This window comes from Oceanobacillus caeni (assembly GCF_042678465.1).
Lineage (GTDB): Bacteria > Bacillota > Bacilli > Bacillales > Amphibacillaceae > Oceanobacillus > Oceanobacillus caeni.
Window position 1 is genome coordinate 1 of sequence record NZ_JBHTKV010000007.1, and the last position, 25511, is coordinate 25511.

27 protein-coding genes are annotated in these 25511 nt (G+C 34.4%); 18 read left to right on the plus strand and 9 right to left on the minus strand.

Going from position 1 to position 25511, the window contains the following annotated elements:
• The first annotated feature begins 197 nt into the window (after nt 1-197).
• Nucleotides 198-902: a DUF554 domain-containing protein gene (locus ACFQ18_RS06935; RefSeq protein ID WP_204798090.1), complete on the plus strand. Its 705-nt coding sequence runs from the start codon at nt 198-200 to the stop codon at nt 900-902.
• Between the two features lie 161 nt (nt 903-1063).
• Here the strand turns inward: ACFQ18_RS06935 and yyaC are convergent, their stop codons facing one another.
• On the minus strand, nt 1064-1684 hold the full coding sequence (gene yyaC / locus ACFQ18_RS06940; RefSeq protein ID WP_047186190.1) for a spore protease YyaC: 621 nt from the start codon (nt 1682-1684) through the stop codon (nt 1064-1066).
• Between the two features lie 86 nt (nt 1685-1770).
• On the opposite strand from yyaC, the gene ACFQ18_RS06945 reads away from it, so the two are divergent.
• The 6 genes from ACFQ18_RS06945 (at nt 1771) to rpsR (ending at nt 5724) form a co-directional block, all read left to right on the plus strand.
• Complete coding sequence (locus ACFQ18_RS06945) at nt 1771-2802, plus strand: YkvI family membrane protein (protein ID WP_204798089.1); 1032 nt, start codon at nt 1771-1773, stop codon at nt 2800-2802.
• 152 nt (nt 2803-2954) lie between these two features.
• Nucleotides 2955-3155, plus strand: coding sequence for a DUF951 domain-containing protein (locus ACFQ18_RS06950; protein ID WP_047186200.1), 201 nt, complete (start codon nt 2955-2957; stop codon nt 3153-3155).
• Between the two features lie 222 nt (nt 3156-3377).
• Nucleotides 3378-4478, plus strand: a complete 1101-nt coding sequence (ychF, locus tag ACFQ18_RS06955) for a redox-regulated ATPase YchF (RefSeq protein WP_047186188.1) — start codon at nt 3378-3380, stop codon at nt 4476-4478.
• A gap of 161 nt (nt 4479-4639) precedes the next feature.
• On the plus strand, nt 4640-4930 hold the full coding sequence (rpsF, locus tag ACFQ18_RS06960) for a 30S ribosomal protein S6 (RefSeq protein ID WP_047186187.1): 291 nt from the start codon (nt 4640-4642) through the stop codon (nt 4928-4930).
• Nucleotides 4931-4945: 15 nt separating this feature from the next.
• Nucleotides 4946-5446, plus strand: coding sequence for a single-stranded DNA-binding protein (gene ssb, locus ACFQ18_RS06965; RefSeq protein ID WP_047186186.1), 501 nt, complete (start codon nt 4946-4948; stop codon nt 5444-5446).
• A 47-nt stretch (nt 5447-5493) separates the two neighbouring features.
• Nucleotides 5494-5724: a 30S ribosomal protein S18 gene (gene rpsR / locus ACFQ18_RS06970; RefSeq protein ID WP_047186185.1), complete on the plus strand. Its 231-nt coding sequence runs from the start codon at nt 5494-5496 to the stop codon at nt 5722-5724.
• Nucleotides 5725-5822: 98 nt separating this feature from the next.
• Here the strand turns inward: rpsR and ACFQ18_RS06975 are convergent, their stop codons facing one another.
• Nucleotides 5823-6305, minus strand: coding sequence for a DUF1189 family protein (locus tag ACFQ18_RS06975; RefSeq protein ID WP_047186184.1), 483 nt, complete (start codon nt 6303-6305; stop codon nt 5823-5825).
• Nucleotides 6306-6630: 325 nt separating this feature from the next.
• Between ACFQ18_RS06975 and ACFQ18_RS06980 the strand changes: the two genes are divergently transcribed.
• The 4 genes from ACFQ18_RS06980 (at nt 6631) to dnaB (ending at nt 11657) form a co-directional block, all read left to right on the plus strand.
• Nucleotides 6631-7575, plus strand: a complete 945-nt coding sequence (locus ACFQ18_RS06980; protein WP_060668967.1) for a YybS family protein — start codon at nt 6631-6633, stop codon at nt 7573-7575.
• 29 nt (nt 7576-7604) lie between these two features.
• Nucleotides 7605-9578, plus strand: a complete 1974-nt coding sequence (locus ACFQ18_RS06985) for a DHH family phosphoesterase (protein WP_060668968.1) — start codon at nt 7605-7607, stop codon at nt 9576-9578.
• Nucleotides 9575-10021, plus strand: coding sequence for a 50S ribosomal protein L9 (gene rplI, locus ACFQ18_RS06990; protein ID WP_060668969.1), 447 nt, complete (start codon nt 9575-9577; stop codon nt 10019-10021). Before ACFQ18_RS06985 ends, rplI begins: the two co-directional genes overlap by 4 nt.
• 265 nt (nt 10022-10286) lie before the next feature.
• Nucleotides 10287-11657: a replicative DNA helicase gene (dnaB, locus tag ACFQ18_RS06995; protein ID WP_047186180.1), complete on the plus strand. Its 1371-nt coding sequence runs from the start codon at nt 10287-10289 to the stop codon at nt 11655-11657.
• A gap of 30 nt (nt 11658-11687) precedes the next feature.
• On the opposite strand, the gene cdaS is transcribed toward dnaB, so the two are convergent.
• Nucleotides 11688-12302 carry a sporulation-specific diadenylate cyclase CdaS gene (gene cdaS / locus ACFQ18_RS07000; protein WP_145524157.1) on the minus strand — a complete coding sequence of 205 codons (615 nt, stop codon included), beginning with the start codon at nt 12300-12302 and terminating at the stop codon, nt 11688-11690.
• Between the two features lie 165 nt (nt 12303-12467).
• On the opposite strand from cdaS, the gene yycF reads away from it, so the two are divergent.
• The 6 genes from yycF to ACFQ18_RS07030 all read left to right on the plus strand — a co-directional run bounded on the left by yycF (nt 12468) and on the right by ACFQ18_RS07030 (nt 19320).
• Entirely contained in the window at nt 12468-13172 is a 705-nt protein-coding gene (gene yycF, locus ACFQ18_RS07005; RefSeq protein ID WP_145524158.1) for a response regulator YycF, read from the plus strand.
• A 6-nt stretch (nt 13173-13178) separates the two neighbouring features.
• Complete coding sequence (gene walK, locus ACFQ18_RS07010; protein ID WP_047186177.1) at nt 13179-15011, plus strand: cell wall metabolism sensor histidine kinase WalK; 1833 nt, start codon at nt 13179-13181, stop codon at nt 15009-15011.
• Nucleotides 15011-16285, plus strand: coding sequence for a YycH family regulatory protein (locus ACFQ18_RS07015; RefSeq protein WP_060668973.1), 1275 nt, complete (start codon nt 15011-15013; stop codon nt 16283-16285). The genes walK and ACFQ18_RS07015 overlap by 1 nt, the downstream gene beginning before the upstream one ends.
• 17 nt (nt 16286-16302) lie before the next feature.
• Nucleotides 16303-17244: a two-component system regulatory protein YycI gene (locus ACFQ18_RS07020; protein WP_060668974.1), complete on the plus strand. Its 942-nt coding sequence runs from the start codon at nt 16303-16305 to the stop codon at nt 17242-17244.
• Entirely contained in the window at nt 17241-18026 is a 786-nt protein-coding gene (locus tag ACFQ18_RS07025; RefSeq protein WP_060668975.1) for an MBL fold metallo-hydrolase, read from the plus strand. The genes ACFQ18_RS07020 and ACFQ18_RS07025 overlap by 4 nt, the downstream gene beginning before the upstream one ends.
• Before the next feature lie 73 nt (nt 18027-18099).
• The gene (locus ACFQ18_RS07030; protein ID WP_060668976.1) at nt 18100-19320 is read left to right on the plus strand and encodes a S1C family serine protease; all 1221 of its coding nucleotides are present in this window, start codon (nt 18100-18102) and stop codon (nt 19318-19320) included.
• Between the two features lie 492 nt (nt 19321-19812).
• Here the strand turns inward: ACFQ18_RS07030 and ACFQ18_RS07035 are convergent, their stop codons facing one another.
• The 6 genes from ACFQ18_RS07035 to ACFQ18_RS07060 form a co-directional block, all read right to left on the minus strand.
• The gene (locus tag ACFQ18_RS07035; RefSeq protein ID WP_204798088.1) at nt 19813-20163 is read right to left on the minus strand and encodes a DoxX family protein; all 351 of its coding nucleotides are present in this window, start codon (nt 20161-20163) and stop codon (nt 19813-19815) included.
• 264 nt (nt 20164-20427) lie between these two features.
• On the minus strand, nt 20428-20616 hold the full coding sequence (locus ACFQ18_RS07040) for a hypothetical protein (protein WP_047186199.1): 189 nt from the start codon (nt 20614-20616) through the stop codon (nt 20428-20430).
• Between the two features lie 745 nt (nt 20617-21361).
• On the minus strand, nt 21362-21670 hold the full coding sequence (locus ACFQ18_RS07045; protein WP_047186170.1) for a hypothetical protein: 309 nt from the start codon (nt 21668-21670) through the stop codon (nt 21362-21364).
• A gap of 246 nt (nt 21671-21916) precedes the next feature.
• On the minus strand, nt 21917-22633 hold the full coding sequence (locus ACFQ18_RS07050) for a dihydropteridine reductase (RefSeq protein WP_060668979.1): 717 nt from the start codon (nt 22631-22633) through the stop codon (nt 21917-21919).
• Between the two features lie 190 nt (nt 22634-22823).
• Nucleotides 22824-23024 (minus strand): hypothetical protein, encoded by a 201-nt coding sequence (locus tag ACFQ18_RS07055; RefSeq protein ID WP_204798087.1) that lies wholly within the window; start codon nt 23022-23024, stop codon nt 22824-22826.
• Between the two features lie 639 nt (nt 23025-23663).
• A complete protein-coding gene (locus ACFQ18_RS07060) occupies nt 23664-24401 on the minus strand; it encodes a GTP pyrophosphokinase (RefSeq protein WP_060668981.1) in 738 nt (245 codons plus the stop codon).
• A 282-nt stretch (nt 24402-24683) separates the two neighbouring features.
• Between ACFQ18_RS07060 and ACFQ18_RS07065 the strand changes: the two genes are divergently transcribed.
• Nucleotides 24684-25025: a YqzG/YhdC family protein gene (locus ACFQ18_RS07065; RefSeq protein WP_083452613.1), complete on the plus strand. Its 342-nt coding sequence runs from the start codon at nt 24684-24686 to the stop codon at nt 25023-25025.
• Nucleotides 25026-25511: the final 486 nt, after the last annotated feature.

Genomic DNA, 25511 nt, shown 5'->3' on the forward strand with positions numbered 1-25511 from the left:
AGCCGAAAAAGTGTACAAAAATAGAGTGCCGGAAATATTGGTGTGAAAGACACACCGAGAAAAACTTGACACATACGTTTTTTAAACATAAATTGTTCCACGTGAAACAATTTGTTATTCTTATAAGAAGGAAAAAATAGTTTAGGTGTTAGTTCTTCATAAATTAATCTTTTTAAAAAATAGGGGATGTTGAGAGAATGGCGTTGTTTGGTACTTTAGTTAATGGGGGATTAATTATTCTGGGGTCTATTATAGGCTTGTTTTTTACTAAAATTCCAGAAAGAATGAAAGAAACAGTTATGCAAGGAATTGGACTAGCAATTATTTTGATAGGATTACAGATGGCCTTTTCCACAGAGCAAATTATTATCGTTCTACTAAGTTTATTAACAGGTGGTATTTTAGGAGAATTAATCAATGTGGAAGAATGGCTTAATAGATTTGGGAATTGGTTAGGAAGTAAATTTACAACAAAAAATGAAAAAATAAGTGTTTTGCAAGGATTTGTAACAGCAACTTTAATCTTCTGTATTGGAGCTATGGGTATCATTGGTGCATTAGATGGCGGAATTAGAAATGATCATGAAGTATTAATTACGAAAGGGATATTAGATGGTTTTACTTCTTTAGTTTTAACTACTACGCTCGGATTTGGAGTTATATTTTCAGTTGTTCCTGTTGTACTATACCAAGGATTTATTGCATTATTCGCTACACAAATTGAAAAATTCCTACCAGAGGCTTTTTTAAATGGTTTAATCACGGAATTGACTGCGGTTGGAGGGTTAATGATTGTGGCAATTGGATTAAATATGTTGAAAATCACTCAAATAAGAATTGGAAATTTACTTCCAGCTATCGTTTCCGTCGTAGTCATTTTTTACATATACCAATTATTCTAACGAGAGAGATAAAAAGTTGGTTGCACTTATGCAGAAAGAAGGTTTTATACATTTCTATCTGCTAAAAAGATACACCATGATGTTAGGTTAAATATCCCATCACGTGTATCTTTTTTTATGAAGGTAATTCTGCTGTCTGTAAACGTCCGATAAGTTCTTCTTTATATTGTTCGTTTCTCCTCTGAATTGCTCTTTAATACAATGGACATTGGGTAGTGGTGTTTTAAATGTTGATCAATAAAATCTAAAACATTCGCCAACTGTTTTGCCATATCCATTACAAATGATAGTCTTGTATTTTGTAAGACTGAATATTCCATAAAGCCCCCAATATTAACAACCGCAGTAATGTGCATGTCGCCGACTAGAGGGAGGGTTTTATTTAATGCTGCACCTGGTTTTAGTGGCCCTTTTGCAGCGATTAAATGTCCAATGGAACTATTTTTCCCTAAGCAGGCATCAATAGCAATAATGTAAGGATTTTTATGCTTTTCCATAATCATTTCCATTGTTTCATGGAGATTGGTTGCATGCACTGGCTGATGTAATGTTCCATATACAGTCATATGTTTAAGCTTTAACTCATTTAAGAAGGTGCCAGTTAGTGGGCCTAGTGAATCACCCGTGGAACGATCTGTCCCGATACATACGATGACATAATCTCGGGGGATTTCCGGCATCCAAGATATGATTTTTTCACTCATTCTTTGATTTAGCGATGGATCGGTATATAACATGCGGAAATTTTCATTAAAATTACTAAATCGTCTTTTTAGACTCATAGCTTATCCTCCAAAATCATATTGGTATAGTATACGGAAATTTTTATTTTTCTATACATGGATTATTAAATATTGGAGGATATTAAATGATAAAAGCGGGCATAAAGTGGATGTTTTTGATCATCGGTACAACAATTGGGGCAGGGTATGCATCCGGGAGGGAAATATGGCAGTTTTTTGGTCATGAAAGTGGACTTGCTATTCTTTTATTTGCTATCTTTTTTATGATTTGCTGTGCAGTCATCATGTATGTAAGTTATCATCATAAGTCTAATCAATATTTACCAGTATTAAAAGAAATTGTTGGAATACGTTTAACGAAGTTTTATGATTTTATGATTTTTTTCTACTTGTTCTCTGTTACCGTTGTTATGATTGCTGGAAGTGGGGCAACGGGACAAGCTTTTAATTTTTCAAAATGGTGGGGAATAATTATCATTGTCATCGTCTTAATTTTACTATTTATGAAAAATATTAATGGACTCCTATCTATTAATTTATTGATTATGCCGATTTTAATAGGTGGGTTACTATTTATTTTAATGAAGTTTATTAATGATCAAGATTTGCAATTATTTTCTCATTGGCATGAACAACGAAATTGGGCGACCGTATTTCCATTTACTGCATTAAATATCTTACCTTTAATAGCAGTACTAGGAGCAGTAGGAGATAAAGTCAAAACAAAAGGGGAAATATATATTGCAAGTATTGGAAGTGGGTTAATACTAGGGGTCATTACTTATATTTATAACAATAGTCTTATTCAAATAGCAGACGAAATTTTGTTATATGAAATTCCTTTGTTTGCCATATTAAAGGATTATCCATTTGAAATTTTAATCTTTATGTCTGTTATGTTATGGTTTGCTATTTTAACTACTGCTGCATCTGGAGTGTTAGGTATTGTTACACGTATACAGGAGAATTTTAATCAACCATTTTCTTTACTTGTAATTGTAACCCTTTTGCTTATGGTCCCTCTTACAACTTTTGGATTTTCTCAATTAATAAGTGTTTTATATCCATTGTATGGTATCTTAAATTTATATGTTTTAACGCGATTACTATTATTTCCGTTATGGCTGAGAAAGGATAGGAATCATAAATTACGATAATAAATCGATAGGCATTTCTATTCATTTTAAGTTATAATAAATATAATAGAGATCCAGTAGTTAAGGAAGGTAAGGCTTCGTTATATGTTGACGTAAGCCTTACTTCTATGTCTGCAGGAGAATGGTATTCATTGAAAAAAGGAGTGGCTAAATTGGTAGAAAAAGAATTCGGATTAAATGATGTAGTACAAATGAAGAAGCCTCATCCATGTGGAGAAAATAAATGGAGAATCATTCGTATGGGCATGGATATTCGGATTAAATGTTTAGGTTGTAGTCATAGCGTGATGCTTCCTAGAAGAGAGTTTACGAAGAAAATGAAAAAAGTACTAGAAAGAGCAGAAACAGAATAAGAAAAAGATCGTTTTTAGATAGACGGATATCTAACTAAAATGATAAAATGTCATAGTATAAGTGTTAAAAATCGTAAATTACTAGGTATATAAAGCAAAAATAGGTATAGGTAGCATGCCTATTTTTGCTTTTTGTTTATTTGTCTTTCTTCGTACTAATCATCTATAATTAGTTTATCGAACGCGTTCTATATGAAAGAATCCTTAAGGAGTGGAATTTTAATGGCATTAACAGCAGGAATTGTGGGACTACCGAATGTAGGAAAATCAACATTATTTAATGCAATAACGCAAGCAGGGGCAGAAGCAGCAAATTATCCATTTGCTACCATTGATCCGAATGTAGGAATTGTAGAAGTTCCTGATGAGCGTTTAAATAAATTAACGGAATTAGTTAAACCAAAGAAAACCGTACCGACAACATTTGAATTTACAGATATTGCCGGTATTGTTAAGGGTGCGAGCAAAGGAGAAGGACTAGGAAACCAATTTCTTTCGCATATCCGTCAAGTTGATGCTATTTGTCAAGTTGTTCGTTGTTTTGAAGATGAAAATATTACCCACGTATCTGGTAAAGTGGATCCAATTGATGATATCGAAGTCATTAATCTAGAATTAATTTTAGCTGACCTTGAAACAGTGAACAAACGTTATCAACGTGTTGAGAAGCTAGCTAAACAAAAGGATAAAGATGCTATAGCTGAATTTGATGTTCTTTCTAAATTAAAAGCAGGTTTAGAAGAAGAAAAACCTGCTCGTGCATTAGAGTTTGGTGAAGAACAATGGAAAATTGTAAAAGGATTACATCTATTAACCAGTAAACCAATTCTTTACGTAGCGAATGTCAGTGAAGATGAAGTAGCCAATGCGGATTCTAATAAAAACGTTCAATTAGTAAGAGATTATGCTGCTAAAGAAAATGCAGAAGTAATTGTTATTTGTGCGAAAATTGAAGAGGAAATATCTGAGTTAGAACAGGAAGAAAAGGAAATGTTTCTAGAAGAACTAGGGATTAGTGAATCTGGCTTGGATAAATTAATTAAAGCTTCCTATAGTCTATTAGGACTTGCAACATATTTTACGGCAGGTGAACAAGAAGTTCGTGCATGGACTTTTAGAAAAGGAATCAAAGCACCACAAGCAGCTGGAATTATTCATTCTGATTTTGAACGTGGTTTTATTCGTGCCGAAACGGTTTCTTATGAGGACCTTCTAGAAGCAGGTACTATGGGGAATGCAAGAGAAAAAGGAAAAGTACGCTTAGAAGGTAAAGATTATATCGTTCAAGATGGAGATGTTATACATTTCCGCTTTAATGTTTAATTATAAAAAGGATAATATGTATCATAAATCAGGATCTCTCGAATGCTTGTCTTTTATAAAAAAATTTGATATAATACATTATTGTGAGTAATTAAATCTAAAATTGCTCCTTGCTCTTTTTTTAAAAAAAGGGCCGCTAAGACCAAAAGGAGGTGTAACGGATGAGAAAATATGAAATCATGTACATCATCCGCCCAGACATGGAAGAGGAAGCTCAAAAAGGTTTAATTGAGCGTTTCAACACAGTTTTAACTGACAATGGGGCGGAGATTGAAAAAGTAAAAGAAGTAGGTAAAAAACGCCTAGCTTATGAAATTGAAGACTATCGTGATGGATATTATGTCTTAATTAACTTTAGCGGTGATGAAAATTCAGTTAATGAATTCGATCGTTTAGCTAAATTTAGTGATGATATTATTCGTCATATGGCAGTTCGAGAAGATGATCAATAATAAGGAGTGGTTCTGATGTTAAATCGTGTCGTATTAGTAGGCAGATTAACGAGGGATCCTGATTTACGTTATACACCAACTGGAGTTGCTGTTGCTAACTTTACTTTAGCAGTGAATCGCCCTTTTACGAATCAACAAGGAAATCGTGAAGCTGACTTTATTAACTGTGTTGCGTGGCGCCGGCAAGCTGAGAATCTAGCTAACTATATGAAAAAAGGAAGTATGGTTGGGGTAGATGGGCGTGTACAAACACGTAGTTATGAAGGTCAGGATGGTAAAACCGTATATGTAACAGAGGTTCTAGCCGAAAGTATACAGTTTTTAGAATCAAGAGGTTCTGCTACGGGTGGACAAAGCGCATCAGGATTTCAACCGAATCAAAATCAGAACCAATTTCAGCCTAATCATAATCAGTTTCAACCGAATCAAAATCAGCCAAACCAAAACCAACCAGAGGACCCATTCAGTAATAATGGGGAACCTATTGATATATCAGATGATGATTTACCATTCTAAAGGATCGCTCTTTAGAAGGAATGAAATTAACGGAAGGAGTGTTCTACATGGCAGCTCGTCGTGGTCGTGCTAAACGCCGTAAAGTTTGTTACTTTACTGCTAACGGAATTACACACATCGATTATAAAGACGTTGATTTATTAAGACGTTTCATTTCTGAACGTGGAAAGATTCTTCCTCGTCGTGTAACTGGAACTTCTGCTAAATACCAACGTAAATTAACAAAAGCAATCAAACGCGCTCGTCAAATGGCTTTATTGCCATATGTTGCGGATTGATTAATAAAACCTCTAATCATATTGATTAGAGGTTTTTGTTTGTAGATAAGGTATATAAACTTTCTTATCTTCCTTTAGCTTCTTAATAATTGGTTATTCTAAATTCTCCTCTTTGGATAATGTAATATCATTTTACATAGAAGAACTGCTGAATAGATAAATGCTATCATTAAATAACTGTCATCCACAGTGAAAAATATGGAAATAATGGTGTATAAAAGAAATGGGATAGTAATGGTAAATGCAGTCATTTTCCATAATAAGGAGTAGTGTAATTTTCTATTTAGTATTTTTGATAATAATTTTCCCAGATAGGATGTAATAAAGATTATCCCAAATACAATAATAGTAAGTGGGAGATAATAAAAAATAAAAAAGTAGATAAGTGTAAAAACGAAATTCATATCTGAGCCAAAACGATCCATGTCTGTTAAACGATGGATGAACGATGGGATGGAAGTAAGAAATAATATCAATAATATATAAAAGATAGCAATGTCTAATCCTACCCGATTAAGTTGAAACATGGCCTTTTTATTTGGAAGCTTTACACTATTTAAAAATACGTTCCAGAAAATCATGAAGTTCATTCCTATTCTATAAATTAATCATAGCTATATTATAGTAGATTTTTTCACTAAAATCGTATATAACCTCTTCTTTTGTATGTAATTGTTTTTATAGCGTAATTATAATTTAATACTGTTAACAAAATGTTACATTTAAAGAAATAGGGTTTTTGCGTTATAATGGAATGTAGGATTTAAAAAGAAGAGAAATAAGAAGGTTTATATTTTCCCTCTATATTAGACAACAAATTCAGTAGTGTATGTTATCATATAGGTTGACTAGGACTATTGAATAGGTAAATTTTTTCCTTTATAGAAGATTATTTGAGGTGCTATAATGAATCAATCCAAAAAAATTATGGATGGAACATTAGTGATAGTTATTTATATGATGCTATTATTTATTACTATTTTTGTTCCATTTTTATCGATGGTTAGTATATTTTTATTGCCAGTACCTTTTGTGCTTTATGCAGCAAAATATAATTGGAAACCATCCTTAGTAGTATGGGTATTAGCTATTTTATTTACTGTCTTGTTAGCATCTATTTATACCATAGCAATACCTATAGTAGTAGGGCTTGGTGGAATTATAATCGGTAGTGCAATTTATAAAGACTTATCAGCATATGAAACATTAGCAAGAGGTGCATTCGGTTTTGTAATTGGATTATTGTTACTTTTTGTATCGACTCAGGTCCTTTTCCAAGTAAACTTTATGACCGAGTTACGTACAATGATTTCTGAATCTGTAGAAATGAGTACGGCCTTTCTTGAAAGTGTAGGAATGCAAGGTCAAACAGAACAGATTCAGGAATTAATGGAAATCCAAATACAGCACTTTATCGATATTCTACCAGTACTATTAATCACAACTGCATTCCTTTTAGCTTTAATTAGCCAATGGGTCAGTTATAAGATGTTAAATAGAATACAGAAGAGGGATTTGTACTTCCCTCCATTTCGTACGTTACGTTTTCCTACAAGCATACTTGGACTATACTTGATTGTAATTATTTTTTCCCTTTTTGAACTAAACTCGTCTGGGATTGTATATTTAATATTTCAAAATGCGGATGTGTTACTTAGTTTCTTGTTAGCAATACAAGGTTTTTCTTTTATCTTTTATTATACACATCATAAGAAATTACCAAAGTTTATCCCAATCTTGAGTATTATACTTACGGTTTTACTTCCTGTCATATTCTTAACCCTTGTACGTATTATAGGTATATTTGATATTGGTTTTAATATGAGGGAACGCCTGATGAGGAAAAAATAAAAGAAGGTGCTTTATAGGAGTTGAAATCTATGCCGAATAACCAAAAGAAACCTACACTTAGTAAGCACTTATGGGTAATCTATACGTTATCCGTGATATTACTCGCATTGATCTGGTATTACGAGTGGATGTTAGGTGTTTTCATGACTATATTACTCTTAGCCTCCATATACTATTCCATTCGAACAGAAAGAACTTTGATAGATAAAACGGAAGCGTATATTTCAACGATTTCCCATCGGGTTAAAAAAGTAGGGGAAGAGGCACTACTTGAAATGCCTTTTGGAATTATACTGTTTAATGACGATTATAAAATTGAGTGGTCTAATCCCTATATGAATAAATTAAGTGAGAAGGATTCTATTGTAGGTGAATCCTTAAATATCATTTCTGAACAACTAATTCCCATGATTAAAGAGGATAAGGAAGAGGTTTTAGTTGAGTTAAATGAATTAAAATTTCTCACTATGATTCGTAAAGAAGAGAAGTTGCTATACTTTTTTGATCGAACGGCGCAAGTGGAACTTAAAGCTAAATATGAAAGTGAACAAACCGTTTTAGCTGTTATCTTTTTAGATAATTATGAGGAAATCACCCAAAACATGGATGATACGGCTAAAAGCCAATTGAACTCCCAGGTAACATCGGTATTAAATAATTGGGCTAGTGAATATGGCCTTTATTTGAAACGTACCTCACAGGAACGTTTTTTAGCAGTAGGAACGAAACAAATATTACAACAACTGGAAAAGGTTAAATTTGATATATTAGATGAAGTTCGAGAGTTGATAGTTGAACAGAATAATCCTGTTACACTAAGTATAGGAGTAGGGACAGGTAATTTGCCTTTACCAGATTTGGGTGAACTAGCACAATCATGTTTAGACCTTGCTTTAGGTCGTGGTGGTGACCAAGTGGCAATTAAGGATGAGTCTGGCAAGGTCCGTTTTTATGGCGGAAAAACAAATCCAATGGAAAAACGGACTCGAGTTAGAGCTAGAGTTATTTCTCATGCGCTGACCGAGCTTGTAAAAACGAGTGATAATGTTATTATTATGGGTCATAAATCCCCAGATATGGATTCATTAGGGTCTGCGATTGGTATTTTAAATATTGCCAAAGCGAATAATGCAAAAGGTTATATCGTATTTGATCCAGATGATGTAGACACAGGTGTTCATCGTTTAGTAGATGCTTTAAAAGCAGACGAAGAGCTATGGCGATATTTTATAGAGCCATTTGAAGCCGAGGAAATCATGACAAGCCAGAGTCTCATTGTTGTGGTAGATACGCATAAGCCTTCTATGGTAGCAGATGCCAGTCTCTTAAACAAAACTGACAATACAGTTGTAATTGACCATCACCGAAGAGGGGAAGACTTTATCGGAAATCCTACATTAGTTTACATGGAACCTTATGCTTCTTCTACTGCCGAGCTAGTTACGGAGTTATTGGAATATCAGCCAAAAAGTTTAAAATTAAAAATGGTTGAAGCAACAGCCCTGTTAGCTGGAATTATTGTCGATACGAAGAGTTTTACATTAAGAACGGGATCACGAACCTTTGATGCGGCATCTTATTTACGTTCAAGAGGTGCGGATACTGTTCTCGTTCAGCAGTTTATGAAAGAAGACATTGATTTGTATATAAAACGTGCTAAATTAATTGAACGTGCAGAGATTTTCAAAGGTAATATAGCTATAGCGAAAGCAGAATCAGGGGAAATATTTGGTCCTGTATTAATAGCACAAGCTGCTGATACATTACTTACGATGACAGGTATTACAGCTTCCTTCGTTATATCAGAACGGGACGATGGTAGAATAGGTATAAGTGCAAGGTCGTTAGGCAAAGTGAATGTACAAGTTATCATGGAAAAAATGAATGGTGGCGGTCATTTAACGAATGCAGCAACTCAGATAGAAGATACAACGATTGATGATGCTACTGAGCTTTTAAAAGATATTATAACGGAATATTTAGAGGGGAGAGAATCGGAATGAGAGTAATATTTCTTAAAGATGTTAAAGGAAAAGGCAAAAAAGGAGATGTAAAAAACGTTTCAGATGGTTATGCACGTAATTTCTTATTAAAGAATAACTTAGCCGAAGAAGCGACTCCTGGTAATTTAAAAGCACTTGAGGCGAAAAAGAAAAAAGATGCTGCAATCGAACAAAAAGAAAAAGATGATGCAGTTAAATTGAAAGAAGAGATTGAGAATTTAACAGTGGAAATTAAGGCTAAATCAGGAGATAGTGGCAGATTATTTGGATCTATTACAAGTAAACAAATTGCAGATGTTTTAAATAAAAACTATGGATATAAAATTGATAAAAGGAAAATTGAGTTAGACCAACCCATTAGGTCTTTAGGATACACGAATGTTCCTGTAAAATTACATCATGAAGTATCTGGAACTATCAAAGTTCATGTAGTGGAACAATAAAGTAAATACTTTATAAAATAAAAGGAAGGAAATCGGCTTAGTGCCGATTTCTTCTGCTTCAAAGACACCAACTTCAATATATAAATCAACGCATCCAAAATCTTCAACTAATACTTTGTTTTCAGAGTGAGGATCAAAAGGACCGAGGTCGGCAAATGCGCTATCACCAACGAAGAAATGTGAAGTGTCATTTTCACCGGACTTTTTGAACATCCTCTAACAGATAAATTTCTAAGTAGAGCTAAAGGGAGAGAACGAAAAAACTATGAGCCAAACATGGAATGAACGTACACCGCCTCATAATATGGAGGCTGAGCAATCCGTTATCGGTGCTGTTTTTCTAGAACCTGAGGCCTTTTCTACAGCATCAGAAAAATTAGTTCCCGAAGATTTTTATCGTGCCGCACATCAAAGAATCTTTGCAGCTATGATGAAACTTGCAGATCGTGGGGAGCCTATAGATGTCATTACAGTTACATCTTACCTAAATGATGCTAAACAACTAGATGAAGTTGGTGGAGTTGTATATCTCACACAACTAGCTGAAAGTGTCCCAACCGCGGCTAATATAGAATATTATTGTAAGATTGTAGAGGAAAAGGCACTTTTAAGACGTCTCATTCGAACAGCTACTGATATTGTGACTTCCAGTTTTGAAAAGGAAGACGATGTAGCAGATGTTCTAAATGACGCGGAAAAAGGGATACTAGAGGTTTCCAGTCGAAAAAACTCAGGAGCATTCAAATCTATTAAAGATGTATTAATAGATGTATATGATAATATTGAGAGATTACATCAACAAAACGGGGATGTAACAGGAATACCAACTGGCTTTAGAGATTTGGATAAAATTACATCAGGGTTTCAACGGAATGATCTTATCATTATCGCAGCACGCCCATCGGTAGGTAAAACGGCGTTTGCTTTGAATGTTGCCCAAAGTGTTGCAGTGAATACAGACGAAAACGTCGCGATATTCAGTCTAGAAATGGGTGCGGATCAATTGGTTCAACGTATGCTTTGTGCGGAAGGAAATATCGATGCTCAGAGATTGCGTAATGGACAATTAGAGGCAGAAGACTGGACAAAACTAACGATGGCAATGGGGTCTTTATCTAATGCTGGAATCTATATTGATGACTCCCCAGGTATACGAGTTAGTGAAATTCGTTCTAAATGTCGTCGTTTAAAACAGGAACATGGTCTTGGTATGATATTGATTGATTACCTACAATTAATTCAGGGAAGTGGAAATTCAGGAGAAAACCGTCAACAAGAGGTTTCCGAGATATCGAGATCGTTAAAAGGATTAGCGCGTGAATTAGATGTGCCACTAATAGCCTTATCACAGTTATCTCGTGGTGTAGAATCCCGTCAAGATAAACGGCCGATGATGTCTGACTTACGTGAATCGGGAAGTATAGAGCAGGATGCGGATATTGTTGGTTTCTTATATCGAGATGATTACTATGATAAAGAATCCGAAAAGCAAAATATCATTGAAATCATACTTGCAAAACAACGTAATGGTCCAGTTGGTACGGTTGAGCTTGCCTTTGTGAAAGAATACAATAAATTCGTAGACTTAGATCATAGATATAGCACAAGTGATATCCCGCCAGTAGCGATGTCATAAGAATAAAAAACAGCCTCACTAGGCTGTTTTTTATGTTAAGCCTTTTGTCATAATTGGGTATAAATTGCCGCTTAAAGCAAATGTGGCTCTACCTGTTTCCTCAGATACAACGAGAACTAATGTATCAGTTAATTCTGTAATTCCGATTGCTGCGCGATGTCTAGTTCCAACTTTTAAATGGATTTCTTTTGTTGACAGTGGAAGAACATTTCCAGCTGAAACAATCCTATCTTTACAGATTAAAACCGCTCCATCATGCAAGGGATTACCCGTATAAAAGATAGACTCTAGTAAAGGGGAGGATAACTTTGCTTGAACGTTAATTCCAGAATGGATAAAGGAATCTAAATGATCATGGCGTTGAATAACAATAAGTGCTCCATGATTTCGTTTAGATAGATGTTGAATAGCGGTAGACAGTACCTCGAATTGATCAGTAAATGGAGCAAGAAAACTCCGTAAATAAAAAGATGCTGCATTTACTTGAACATCATGAAAGAGCTGATGAAGTTCTTCAAAGTCATTCAGGATATCTGTTTTTGTAATGTCAGTATGTTCAAGCATGTTATGGATTTGATTAGATAGAATTTCTAGATTTCCTCTTAATTGTGTTATTAAAGGAATAGGCAAGTTAGTGTTTGGCATTCATTAACACCCCATGTTTAATATAAACATTATTTTTTGCTATATGATTGTTATTATACAGAGTTATTATGTAAATTATTTAGTTAGATGAAATTAGCCCAAATAAAGACATATTGTTTAATTTGCGGTAAAATAGAGTAAGCAATTGCAAAAGGAAGTGAGAGTATGGCTCAGAAGATTTTAGTAGTTGATGATGAACAGCCAATTGCAGATATATTACAATTCAACTTAGAAAAAGAAGGATACCAGGTTATTTGTGCGTACGATGGTGATGATGCCATCAAATTAGCAGAAAATGAAAAACCTGATTTAATTTTATTAGATATAATGCTTCCAAATAAAGATGGAAATGAAGTATTACGTGAAATTAGAAAAACACAAACAATGCCAATTATTATGTTAACGGCAAAGGATTCTGAAATAGATAAAGTATTAGGTTTAGAACTTGGAGCGGATGACTATGTGACAAAGCCTTTCAGTAACCGCGAATTAATTGCTCGAGTAAAGGCAAATTTACGTAGACAACAAGTTCCTGACGTTGAACCTGAAAAGGAATCTAGCGACATAGAAATTGGTAACTTAACGATACATCCAGATGCTTATGTAGTGTCACGAGATGGAATTCAAATAGAACTTACACACCGTGAATTCGAATTACTACATTATTTAGCTCGACATATCGGACAGGTTATGACTCGTGAACATCTACTTGAAACGGTATGGGGCTATGATTATTTCGGTGATGTTCGTACGGTGGATGTAACCGTTAGGAGACTACGTGAGAAAATTGAGGAGAACCCTAGTAATCCAACTTGGATTATCACTCGACGAGGTGTTGGGTATTATTTACGTAATCCTGAACAGGAGTAATGTTTCATGAATAAAGTTGGTTTTTTCCGTTCTATACAATTAAAATTCATTATTATATACATTCTATTACTGTTATTAGCAATGCAGGTAATAGGTACCTTTTTTATGAAAAAGCTTGAAGATGAGCTCTTAATGAACTACACCGAATCGATTAGTGAGCGTATGGACTTGCTTAGTTATAATTTAGAACAAGCTTTTAATAAGGAAAGAACGGAAGACGGGGAAGGACTAACATTACATCAAGAAGTTCAGCAAATAGTAGATGAGATAAGTATTGATACAGCATTAACAAGTATTCAGGTGATTAATAATCAAGGTCGTATTATTGGGACTAATGATTCTAACTATCAGAAAGATATTGGTAAGAAAACAAGTCAGGATATTATTGATAATGCGTTATTCTTTAATTCCTTTAAAGACGATATCATGTTGGATGAGGAAACACAGGAGCGTGTATATGTACAAGCATTACCTTTATATGACAAAGAAGGTACAGTTGTCGGTATTATCTATGCTAAAGCTCCCATTCAAACCGTTTACGACCAATTAAATGAAATTAATGATATTTTTATTCAAGGGTCTATCCTAGCTATAGGTATATCCGCATTTTTAGGCATATTAGTGGCTCGAACCATTACGAAGCCAATAATGGAAATGCGAAGACAGGCACAAATAATGGCTAAAGGGGACTTTACACAGAAAGTAAATGTTTATGGTAAAGATGAGATTGGCCAATTGGCTGAGACTTTTAATGATTTAAATAGTAGATTAAAACACTCCTATGCAACAATTGAAGAGGAACGGCGAAAACTAAGCTCGGTACTATTGAACATGTCAGATGGAGTTATCTCAATTGATAATTCTGGAATCATCACGCTGACAAATGAATCTGCTGGAAGATTAATCGGTCAAAATCCTGATGATATTATCGGGGATTACTTTTTAGATGTTTTACAATTAGAAGATAAAATTGTTGATATAACGGAGCTCCAAGATAGTGGTTCCATTATTATTGATTTTAGTGAAGATGATGAACCTTTATTAATTCGGGCTAACTTCTCTACTGTAGTTGACGATGAGGACGAAATAACTGGGTTTATTGCTGTTTTAAGCGATGTAACAGAACAAGAAAAGGTAGAACAAGAACGACGAGAGTTTGTTTCAAATGTATCTCATGAACTAAGAACACCTTTAACGACGATGAAGAGTTACATTGAGGCATTAACAGAAGGGGCTTGGCAAGATAAAGAAATTGCTCCACGCTTTTTAAATGTTGCACAAAACGAGACAGACCGTATGATTAGAATGGTCAATGATCTATTGCAATTATCTAAGCTGGATCAAGATGAATATCCAATGCATAAGGAACGAACGGAATTTATAGGTTATTTCCATCACGTGATAGATCGATTAGAAATGAATATTCCGGAGCAACTTACTTTTAAACGTGAACTACCTAAAGGCCTGTTTTATGTTTGGATTGATAAAGATAAAATGACCCAAGTATTGGATAATATTATTTCAAATGCAATTAAATATTCCCCTGAGGGTGGAGAAATCCGACTTAAGGTAGAGCAGAAAAGACATCACTTGTTGATAAGTGTAAAAGACGAAGGAATAGGAATAGCGTACGATAAATTAGACAAGATATTTGAACGTTTTTATCGTGCTGACAAGGCAAGATCAAGAAAATTAGGTGGAACGGGATTAGGACTAGCAATTACAAAAGAACTCATTGAAGCCCACCACGGTAAAATTTGGGCTAAAAGTAAAGAAGGTAAAGGGACAACTATTCTCTTTACACTTCCGCTGATGAATCAGAAGCGGAGGGGTAGATGATGAAACTTGAAACGATAAAATCATTTATTTTAATCTTTTTAATAGGAACTAGTTTATTACTTACGTTTGGAATGTGGAATTATAAACCAAGTATAGAACTATTAAGTGATGCGAAGCCTGAGGATTTTAGTCTAAATGGTACGGAGGAGTCCATTCGTACACTCATTGAACCGAGGCAAATAGTTTTTCAAGTTTTAAATCAGCATTATGGGTTCAAAAATCCAGTAGAACAAAGCGACTTTTTTAAGGAAATTCAACAATGGAAATTGTATAACTTTGAATTAGAAAAGATAGAGGACAATAATCGTGCACATGATGTAGAGATTACTTTTCCCACTCCTTTACCAATGGAATTATTAGATAATATTTTTACCTTTCAAGTTAACAATTTAGAATTACCAATATGGTCATTTGATAAGGTTTATCTCACATTGGATAAGGAATTACGTGTTATAAGAGTTGAGTTTCCTTCTATAGATGGAAGGGATAAAGCTGTTGCTGTTATCCAAGACAGAAAGAACTATGAAGAATTAGCATCTTATTTAGAAAAACAAGATCTTAGAAAATTATCTGTATTTAAAAATGGAAACGATAGGTCTATATATATTCCTGAAGGACCTATAAAATTAACAAGACAAACAAAGACATTCAGTAAAATCAATCCGAATAATCTAGTTGATGTATTATTTTCAGATCCCTCTATTGTAAGACAATCGAATTATACTAATCTAGGGACAACGTATTTTACGGATAGTAGCCAAATGAGTGTGACACAAGATGAAGCAAGAATAGAGTATATCAGTCCAGGTTCGATTAATGAAAATCAAGAACCCTTATTTGCAGAGGATTTATTAAACAAAAGTATTTCAGATATAAACTCCTACCAGGGATGGACAGAAACATTTAAATTAATGGATATTAATACAAATGAAAATGTCATTCGTTATCAGATGTATTATAGTGGATATCCAGTATTTAGTCCTTTAAGCATTATGGAACAAAGATGGGGACAACGATTAATAGAGTATAATCGTCCGCTTTTCCGTAGCAATAACTCTCTTAGTGATAATGAGGTTACACTACCTTCTAGTGATGAAATCTTAGATTATCTGAAGCAAAATTATAAACTTGAAGATATAAACGATATACAAATTGGATATCAACTAAATTATGAGAAGGATGAAAACATTATCGTCTATGAACCAAGTTGGTTTATACAACAGCAAATTAATAAAGAGTGGATTCCAATTAATCCTAAAGAAAATGAAAAATAAAAAGGGGGGACTAAGAGATGCAATGGGGTCATATAAAAACACTATTTATCCTTAGTTTCCTAATTCTTAATATCTATTTAGTCTTTCAATTTGTTCATAAGCAGCAAGATGCCGATCTAGGGATTATTTTTAGCCAAGAAACGACAATCGAAGACCAATTAGAAGCAGATAATATAAGTCTTCCTGAATTGGATACGAATGTAAAAGAAGAAACATATATTTTAACTTCGGAAAGAGTTTTTGATGAAAAAGAATTAGAAAAGATTCAAAATAAAGATGGGCAACAAACAGCTGTTATTAATGGTAATTCTATTGTATCTCAACTAGATGATCCAATACCTATCCCGAAGAATGCTACAAAACAAGAAATATCTGATTTAGTAAAAGGTCAAATATTTTTTCCGGACGAATTCGTATATTGGGATTGGTATAAGGATTTAAATGTGTTGATTTTCTTCCAGCAAATTGAAGGTCGTACGGTGTATTATAATGAACATGGACCTGGCCTTTTATTGGTCTATTTAAATGATAAAAATGAAATAACACATTATACAGAAACCTTATTAAGTAAAACAGATGCTCAAGGTTCTGGTTCTAAGCCATTAATTCAGCAAATGCAAGCTATTGAAGCATTATATAATTCAAACGATTTGCATCCTAATGATAAAGTAACAAAAATAGAGTTAGGATATTATTCCAGGTTAATTGAAGAGGGAGAGCAAGTATTTGCTCCTACATGGAATGTAACGGTAAATGGCGGGGAGCGTAATTACTTTATTAATGCTATTGAAGGTTTTACATTCTCCAGCTTCGATAAAACTTTTCTTAATACTATGATTGAAGATAACATCTATAAGATTCATTCTTTAGATGATAAAGATGAGAAGAAATTTGAACCATTTTTAGACTTGTTAAACAAAAAGCAACAGTTCAAAAATCGGAGTGAAATAGAAAAATGACTTTACGTTTTAGTGTATTAGCATCTGGGAGTACAGGAAATGCCTTTTATATCGAATCAGAACGGCAGAAGTTATTAGTGGATGCTGGTTTAAGTGGAAAGAAGCTTACTGAATTATTTCAAAAAATCCAGGTAGATCCGTCTGATCTATCTGGTATTTTAGTTACACATGAGCATAGTGATCATATTAAAGGATTAGGAATCTTTGCACGCAAATACAATCTACCAATCTATGCAAATGAAAAAACGTGGAAAGCTATGGATAAGTCAATTGGAAAATTGTCAGTAGATCAAAGGTTTTTATTTCAGATGGAAGAAGTTAAGACCTTTGAGGATATGGATGTAGAATCATTTGGTGTATCCCATGATGCAGCAGAACCAATGTTTTATACATTTCACAGTAACGGGAAGAAAGTGGCGCTTGTGACAGACTTAGGTTATGTTTCTGAGCGAATTAAGAAGACCGTGGAAGACGCAGATGCCTATATCTTTGAAGCGAATCATGATGTGGAAATGCTACGTATGGGCAGGTATCCTTGGAGTGTAAAACGTCGAATTTTAGGGGACTCCGGCCATGTTTCTAATGAAGATAGTGGATTAGCATTAGCAGATATTATTAGTAATCGTACAAAGCGAATTTATTTAGCACACTTAAGTTTAGATAACAATATGAAAGATCTAGCACGTATGTCTGTTGATCAAGTACTTCAAGAACGCGGAATTAACATTGGTTTATATGACACGGATCCAGAAGAGCCAACATCATTATTTGAAGTAAGTTAATTTTCCCGTGTATTTTCCCTAAAAGTAGGAAAACTACTGTAATAGTAAATACTAATAAAAAGAGGGAAAATATATGGGCTATTATAACGAAGGGTATCCCCCAAATCCACATCGTAGAAAGAAACGCAAATATTATTGGGTTTTATCCATGTTAGTTGGACTAGGTATTGGAGTATTTCTCGCAGTTCAAGTTATACCATCTTTTGCTGGAACACAAAATGAAAAGACAGAGAGCTTCAATAAAGTGAATATGGAGCAGAATGGTCAGGGTGAAATTCCTGGTGAAATCATTAATACTTCTGTTAATGTAGATGTCTCCACTCAAATTACTGAAATAGTGAATAAGGTTACCCCAGCAGTTGTAGGTGTTTCGAATCTCATGGAAAGTGCTGATTATTGGCATCAATCAGAGGTAAGCGAGGTTGCTACAGGGTCTGGGGTTATCTATAAGGTAAAAGATGGAAATGCTTATGTTGTGACAAACCATCATGTTATTGAAGGTGCAGATGAGGTTGAGGTTATATTATATAATGAAACCTCCATTCCAGCAGAGATAATCGGAAGCGATATTTTTACCGATTTAGCTGTATTACGAATGGACGCCTCAAATGTAGAAAAGGTAATAGATATTGGTTCATCCGGTAATGTTAAGGTAGGCGAACCTGCTATTGCGATAGGAAATCCTCTTGGTCATATGTTCTCAAGTACAGTAACACAAGGTGTAATAAGTGGAAAAGAACGTACGATACCACAAGATTTTGATCAAGATGGTAGAGCGGATTGGCAGGCGGAAGTAATTCAAACAGATGCGGCAATCAACCCGGGTAACAGTGGTGGGGCACTTATTAATATTTCCGGCCAATTAATTGGTATTAATTCGATGAAAATTAACCAAGAAGCGGTGGAAGGAATTGCTTTTTCTATTCCCATCGACTTTGCACTGCCAGTTATGAATGAATTAGAGAATACCGGAGAAGTGGTTCGGCCATACTTAGGCGTAGAAATCTATTCACTAGATGAAGTCCCGCAAGCGGAATGGAAGGATACTTTAAAACTACCTAAGGATGTAGAAGGCGGAGTATATGTTTGGACTGTCGAACCGTTATCCCCGGCTGATAGAGCTGGTTTAAAGCAGTTGGACGTAATTACTGCACTAGATGATAAACCAACAATGTCAATGATTGATTTACGCAAGATTTTATATCAAGAAAAGAAAATTGGGGAAAAGGTAAAAGTAACCTATTATCGCAATGGAAAACGAAAAGAAACAACTTTTGAACTCGGAGCACAATAAAGAACAAAAGCGGAAGCGCCCGTTTAGTGACGTACGGACTGGACTGAGCCGCAGGAGATAAAGGAAACATGCCCCTTCATAGGGGTATGTCGACGTTGGCCGCAAAGGCCGGTTTTAGTCGACCTTCCTTAACAGTGAGTCGATGTTGACTTATCGTACGGAGGTGAGGGAAGTCTCGCTAGGCGCTGGAGCTGGACGTGTCCTTCTTTAAGAAAGAATTTAATAAGCTCATTTGTATACTTCTGTTCATAAATTTATACACAAGAAAACAGCTATCTTCTGGATGGAAGATAGCTGTTTGTTATTCACAGGTATTATCCACAGCGTGTGGATATACCTGTAGATAAATACAATATATGGTATAGAAAAAATGTTCGGTAACAAAATAACTACGAACATTTGTGCATATGTTGATAAGTTTGTGGATAAATAGCAATAATGTGGAATAAAAGTGCTGTTATTAACTAATTATCAACAGATTTCCAATAATGGTTAATTGTATTTATAAACTGCTAACAATAAAAGAAGCATTACAAAATCTAGCCTAGCTTCAAATAAGAAGTGTAAGAAGGCTCCACTTGAAAGCAGAGGTAATTTGGTCAGAGGAACGGCAGCTAACATAATAACAATTAGTATGGACGAAGCCTTTCTTATATACATTCGAGCACAAATTAAAGTCCCACACACAATTTCTGCTATTGCAACGAGAAACAATAAGAGTTCTGGATAAGGAATACCCAAATTCGCAAAAATTATTTTAAAATCACCATTAATTAATTTAATAACTCCTGATGTGATAAAAACGTAGCCAATTGCATAACAAACCCACCTTGTCATCTGCATCTCTTTCTCAACCCCCTAAATACATTATTACTATATTCATATGCTAAAAGGTGGACAACATTGACAAGCAGTTGATGTGTGTTTCCTGTTTTTGTGGATATCTTAAATGGTTACATAGAAAAAATACCAGCCTACTTAATGCGAAAGAGACTGGTATTTTTAATGATCAATATTAAATGGTATAGTCCTATTTCTCTTTACCTTATAGTGAAAGGTGCTATCCTTAATTCAAGATTGGCAGTCTACTGCTATAGAAAAATCACCCTATCTTTCCTTTTTCCTTTTACTCCAATCATATGGTTTGTTTATCCACTTCCCAATAGGATAAATTAAAAATAAAAGCACAGAAAAAATAATGTTGTCAACCCAATGTATGTCACTGTTAAAAATGAATTGCTTTACGGTTAAAAAAAGAAATGCAATTATTGGGATTCCAATATTCTTTTTAAACATACTATCCTCCCCATAAGAAGCTATAATTTATTGCTTCCTTTATAAGTAAAAAATAAAAAAAGTAGAAAGATTATCCCCAAGCTTTTGTTATAAGTCTTTTTACAACTTTATGTATGTGTTATGTTCAGCCATTTCATAATGGACTCCGTTATCTCTTCTTTTTACTCTGTTTCCTTGTATTTAATATAACCATGCCTCCAATAATCGCAGAAAAAACAGCCAAGAAAACTATTATGAGTTCATTATCCAACATAATCACCTCGTGTATTTGAAAGTATTTATTTAGGCTAACTCCTTAACAAACTTGACCTTTAGCTCCATAATTCATAATAATAAGTAAAACTAATGAGCAATGATTACACAATTTCCTTTTCAAAAATAAGCTGCAACTTCAATGTCAGTCCGTATAAATCTACTTCCCGAAAACAACAGCATTACCAGCACTAATCAATTAATAATAAATACTGAAATCAATAAACTGATTGCAATGAAAATATATGCGATATGTATGATTATGTACATTGTAAATTCAAGGGTTGAAAGTTTTCTTTGTTTTTTAGTCTTTTCTAAATGCCGTAAATAGAATGCGGAACTCAAAACAAGTAATGCGCTAGCAACTGCACGTAAAATTTCTACAAAGATGATCAAGTATATTAGCCCCTTTCCCGAACATTGGAACTAAAATTTGGATTTTAATAATCTAACCTTGGTTCCCCGATATCCCTTCAGTTTTAAATTATTTTCACTATGGAGCAAAGCCGATTTGACCAGTGAACAATAAGATAATCACAATGATCCAAAATATAAAGAAAGACGATGAGAGGATTAAAGAAATAATAGGGATTACATTTTTCTCCGTTTTCTTAACTATTCCAATGAGGGATAGTACGATGCCAGTTCCCGTAAGTAAAAATGTTATATTATCACCAACTGAATTCCCGATATTTGCTATTCTTGTCGGCGTTATAAATACAATAAAAAAGCAAATAATGCCATTAACCAAAGAAATATAGCTAATGATACTATGCTTCTTTGATGTAATATTGTTCTTCAAATAATCACAGCCCTCCTGGTCACTAGCGCCACCTTGTTTTCAAAATGCTTCAATTGCTTTGTCATTATAATGTGTCTCCTTATTAAACAAATCCCGCCCGCTCACTCACTTAATCTCTCCTTCCCATACTAACATAATATTCGAATAACATTTTTGTATAAAAGAAAAAGACGCCTTCCTATTAAAGAAAAGCGCCCATTAATGGAACATCTAGTTAGTATTTAACAAGAAAATATTTTGATTCGCTTAAATGGATAAATCAAATGATAAAAACTCAGGCAGTTGTTGTTCACGCTTGTCAAGCATAATCTGTTCTGGTTTGATGCCCTGCTCACGTAGAACTTCAATGTTCTGCACGAGGAATTCATCACTACCAACAACATAGAAGAGTCCATCCTTGTCTGCAGCAAGATTTTTCACTTCTTCATAGTAGTCTTTACGGTTATCGACAAACTGTGATGTGAACTTCTTGTCAGGCGCGGATTCAAAAATATTAGGGAATAAGAATTCTTTTGCTGAATCAATGTTTAGGGAATGAATTTGATTGACGTTGTCAGCACGTTCGAAATAATCAAGTACAAGCGGTCTAAAAGTTGCTAGGCCAACACCCGATGACAGCAGGTAAACATTTTTGTTTTCTCTTTTAAGTGGTACATTCGAATGGGTTTTAAATATTGCAACTTCATTGCCGACTTCAAGGTTTCTTAAAATCGATTTAAACTCAGAGCACTGCTCTCTGATGCGTGTTGTGATACCGATTGAATTTTCATGTGGTAAAGTGGAGATGGACATGTGGCGAATTAGGCTGCGATTTGGTTTATCTCCGGCATTAAAACCTTCCAGTCCGAAGTGTGTATGGGAACCTTCTTCCCATGTAAAGTCTTCCGGACAGTCAAGGAGGTACGTTTTAACTTCAGGCGTTTCATCAATAATTTTATTTATTTTAGTCCAATATATTTGCATTATATCTTCTCCTAACTCAATTATTTGTATCGTTACTATCTAATATACAACAATTGATAATAATTCTCAATTAAACGGATTGGTTATTCAGATTCATTATCAGCATATTTTTGTAACCTACTTTCAAAAGTATTTTTCTAGATAATGGCCCGCTGCTGAACAGGGATCAACTAGGTAATTCCACAATCACTCATTCTTTTACAACTAATTCAAAAGATTCCTCGTTATCGTCCCACTTCACTTCAACATGAACGACCATATCCTTCCTCATAATCGCTCCAGATCCACCACCCCTTGAAGTAAACTCTTTAACAGAGACAGGTTCATCAAAGGTTTCCGATAAACTACCTCCTCCAGTTGGACCGTTATATTCATAATCTAATTGTTTCATGGAAGCAATTTCGTTTAAATCTCCTTTATATGTTAACTTAAAGGTATACTCATCTTCACTTGAATACGTGTTTATATCATCGGCATCTTTACCCCATACTTCTTCTGCTTTATATATTAATTCAGCCGACCAGTATTTTCCTTCTCCTACAAATAGATAGTTATGTTGAGTTACCTCTTCATTGTTAGAACAGGCACTTATTAACCCTGTAAATAGAACTAATATAATTATTCTTTTTATTCGAAAAACCCCTCTCCATATATCGATTGCTGTTAAACCGTTGCACTAGTTAGCTTATTGATTTTCCTTTATTTCTTTTAATAAATTTATGATTTCCTCATTTTGTTTAGATGCCTTTCTACTGCTAAAAGTGTGATAACTATGACGACAAAGCCAATGAATATCAATAAAAATCCTCCTACTAATCTGCCATTAAGTTAAGTGTCTTTTTATACAATATTACCATAATGGTTCACCTGTTTAGGGAAAATTAAGACAATTAATTTAGGATTGGCTTCTAAATATTTTAATAAAAAAACTATCCTTAAGAAATGTGAGGATAGTTTTTGGCTAGGGTGTTTAAAGTATTTAGTTTTTATTATAGGAAAAATTTATATAGATATCCTTCTTAATTCATCTTCACTGTTCGGATACATCCATATCTTTCAACATCTGTATCATCATTTCCCTCGGATTAAATAACAGTTCTTCCGTATCAGTTGATGTATCATTTCCCTTCAAAATATTAATTTCATTATTAATATGCTCCATTTTGCGATCAAGCTCAGCTACAGTATCTGCAGCTTCTTTTAATTGCCTAGTTAAATGCGCAGGCACTTGCTTATTGTACTTATAGTAAATCTTATGTTCTAAACTCGCCCAGAAATCCATTGCAATCGTACGTATTTGCATTTCTACATACACATGTATTTTACGGTCTGACATGAAAACGGGAATTTTCATGATAATATGGAGGCTTTGATAACCATTCGATTTTGGATGTTGAATATAGTCCTTCACTTCTACTACTTCAATATCAGATTGTGCTTGTATCATCTTGCTAATCCGATAAATATCAGATGCAAACGAACAAATAATTCGGATTCCTGCGATATCCTTAATATTTTCTTGAATGGCCTCTAATGATAAAGGTAAGCTTTTCCTTTGTACTTTTTTGATAAGACTCTCGGCTGATTTCACACGTGTATTTACGTGCTCAATAGGATTGTAATCATGTACTAAACGAAATTCCTCTTTCAATATATTCACTTTCGTACTAATTTCATCTAATGCAAATTTATAAGCCATGCCAAATCTTGTAATCTTAATGCGTAATTCATCTAATGTTTCTTTATTAATTGGTTCATGTGATGTCATTGTATTTATAGTTCCTTTCTATAAGGGAAAAGTTTTGACTCTGTTAGGTTAATCGTAATTTTTATTACTATCATCATTATAACTTGTAGGGCATAAGAAAAAAATCGTGGGCGTGGATTTCAGAAGGTATTGTAATCAAATATTCTTATTTCATAAAGGCTATTTTTCGACAGAACTTACAAGAAATATGTCGATATTCCCCGGGAAATGAAAAATATTTCCGAAACGCTACATAGTAAATGGTTGAATTGCAAAATATAAAATTGGGAGGAGGATGAAGTAATGAGAAAGGTTATTTCAGCAATTACAGTTATATGTATTTTAATGATTGGATCTATTTCGTTCTTTTCATTATGGGAGCCAATTCAAGCACAGGAAGAGGCGATTCCTTCCTATGCAAAATGGGGCAGAATGGCCATGAAAGAAACGAGTAAGAAATATCCAAATGCACAAATTATTGATTATTTACATGTTGGGAAGAAGACGAAAGGTGACAACGCAGTAGAACAATTTAAACTATGGTTAAAGGAAAGTAACAGGGAATTTGGTGTGTTGATTGATATTGAATTTCATCCCGATACAGATGAAGTCATATCTGTAAATTTTAAAGAGGTTAATCAATAAAGCGGTCGGTTTATTCTTATTGCTTGCCAGAGGACTTATAAAAATCCACAATGTCGGGATTTAGCATTAGTGTACTAGATATCAGTACTTACGCGGCATATATCAGCGCTCACGCTCGAGATATCAGCACACGTACACTATATCAGCACTCACAGCCAGGATATCGGTACTCACGCATCAAATATCAGCGCTCACGCTCGAGATATCAGCACACGTACACTATATCAGCACTCACAGCCAGGATATCAGTACTCACGCATCAAATATCAGCGCTCACACTCGAGATATCAGCACATGTCCGCTATATCAGCATTCACACCCGGGATATCAGCACACGTCCGCTATATCAGCATTCACAGCCAGGATATCAGTACTCACGCATCAAATATCAGCGCTCACACTCGAGATATCAGCACACGTCCGCTATATCAGCATTCACACCCGGGATATCAGTACTCACGCAGCATATATCAGCACTCACACTCG

Excerpts from the sequence above, each read along its gene's own strand:
- ssb (WP_047186186.1), top strand. The coding sequence starts at position 4,946 with ATGTTAAATCGTGTCGTATTAGTAGGCAGATTAACGAGGGATCCTGAT.
- ACFQ18_RS07055 (WP_204798087.1), bottom strand. The coding sequence starts at position 23,024 with ATGAAACAATTAGATTATGAATATAACGGTCCAACTGGAGGAGGTAGT.
- dnaB (WP_047186180.1), top strand. The coding sequence starts at position 10,287 with ATGAGCCAAACATGGAATGAACGTACACCGCCTCATAATATGGAGGCT.
- ACFQ18_RS06935 (WP_204798090.1), top strand. The coding sequence starts at position 198 with ATGGCGTTGTTTGGTACTTTAGTTAATGGGGGATTAATTATTCTGGGG.
- ACFQ18_RS07025 (WP_060668975.1), top strand. The coding sequence starts at position 17,241 with ATGACTTTACGTTTTAGTGTATTAGCATCTGGGAGTACAGGAAATGCC.
- yyaC (WP_047186190.1), bottom strand. The coding sequence starts at position 1,684 with ATGAGTCTAAAAAGACGATTTAGTAATTTTAATGAAAATTTCCGCATG.
- rpsF (WP_047186187.1), top strand. The coding sequence starts at position 4,640 with ATGAGAAAATATGAAATCATGTACATCATCCGCCCAGACATGGAAGAG.
- ychF (WP_047186188.1), top strand. The coding sequence starts at position 3,378 with ATGGCATTAACAGCAGGAATTGTGGGACTACCGAATGTAGGAAAATCA.
- ACFQ18_RS06985 (WP_060668968.1), top strand. The coding sequence starts at position 7,605 with ATGCCGAATAACCAAAAGAAACCTACACTTAGTAAGCACTTATGGGTA.
- ACFQ18_RS07015 (WP_060668973.1), top strand. The coding sequence starts at position 15,011 with ATGAAACTTGAAACGATAAAATCATTTATTTTAATCTTTTTAATAGGA.
- ACFQ18_RS07065 (WP_083452613.1), top strand. The coding sequence starts at position 24,684 with ATGAGAAAGGTTATTTCAGCAATTACAGTTATATGTATTTTAATGATT.
- ACFQ18_RS07020 (WP_060668974.1), top strand. The coding sequence starts at position 16,303 with ATGCAATGGGGTCATATAAAAACACTATTTATCCTTAGTTTCCTAATT.
- ACFQ18_RS07060 (WP_060668981.1), bottom strand. The coding sequence starts at position 24,401 with ATGACATCACATGAACCAATTAATAAAGAAACATTAGATGAATTACGC.
- ACFQ18_RS06945 (WP_204798089.1), top strand. The coding sequence starts at position 1,771 with ATGATAAAAGCGGGCATAAAGTGGATGTTTTTGATCATCGGTACAACA.
- ACFQ18_RS07040 (WP_047186199.1), bottom strand. The coding sequence starts at position 20,616 with ATGTTTAAAAAGAATATTGGAATCCCAATAATTGCATTTCTTTTTTTA.
- cdaS (WP_145524157.1), bottom strand. The coding sequence starts at position 12,302 with ATGCCAAACACTAACTTGCCTATTCCTTTAATAACACAATTAAGAGGA.
- rplI (WP_060668969.1), top strand. The coding sequence starts at position 9,575 with ATGAGAGTAATATTTCTTAAAGATGTTAAAGGAAAAGGCAAAAAAGGA.
- ACFQ18_RS06980 (WP_060668967.1), top strand. The coding sequence starts at position 6,631 with ATGAATCAATCCAAAAAAATTATGGATGGAACATTAGTGATAGTTATT.
- ACFQ18_RS07050 (WP_060668979.1), bottom strand. The coding sequence starts at position 22,633 with ATGCAAATATATTGGACTAAAATAAATAAAATTATTGATGAAACGCCT.
- ACFQ18_RS07030 (WP_060668976.1), top strand. The coding sequence starts at position 18,100 with ATGGGCTATTATAACGAAGGGTATCCCCCAAATCCACATCGTAGAAAG.
- ACFQ18_RS06975 (WP_047186184.1), bottom strand. The coding sequence starts at position 6,305 with ATGATTTTCTGGAACGTATTTTTAAATAGTGTAAAGCTTCCAAATAAA.
- ACFQ18_RS07035 (WP_204798088.1), bottom strand. The coding sequence starts at position 20,163 with ATGCAGATGACAAGGTGGGTTTGTTATGCAATTGGCTACGTTTTTATC.
- walK (WP_047186177.1), top strand. The coding sequence starts at position 13,179 with ATGAATAAAGTTGGTTTTTTCCGTTCTATACAATTAAAATTCATTATT.
- rpsR (WP_047186185.1), top strand. The coding sequence starts at position 5,494 with ATGGCAGCTCGTCGTGGTCGTGCTAAACGCCGTAAAGTTTGTTACTTT.
- yycF (WP_145524158.1), top strand. The coding sequence starts at position 12,468 with ATGGCTCAGAAGATTTTAGTAGTTGATGATGAACAGCCAATTGCAGAT.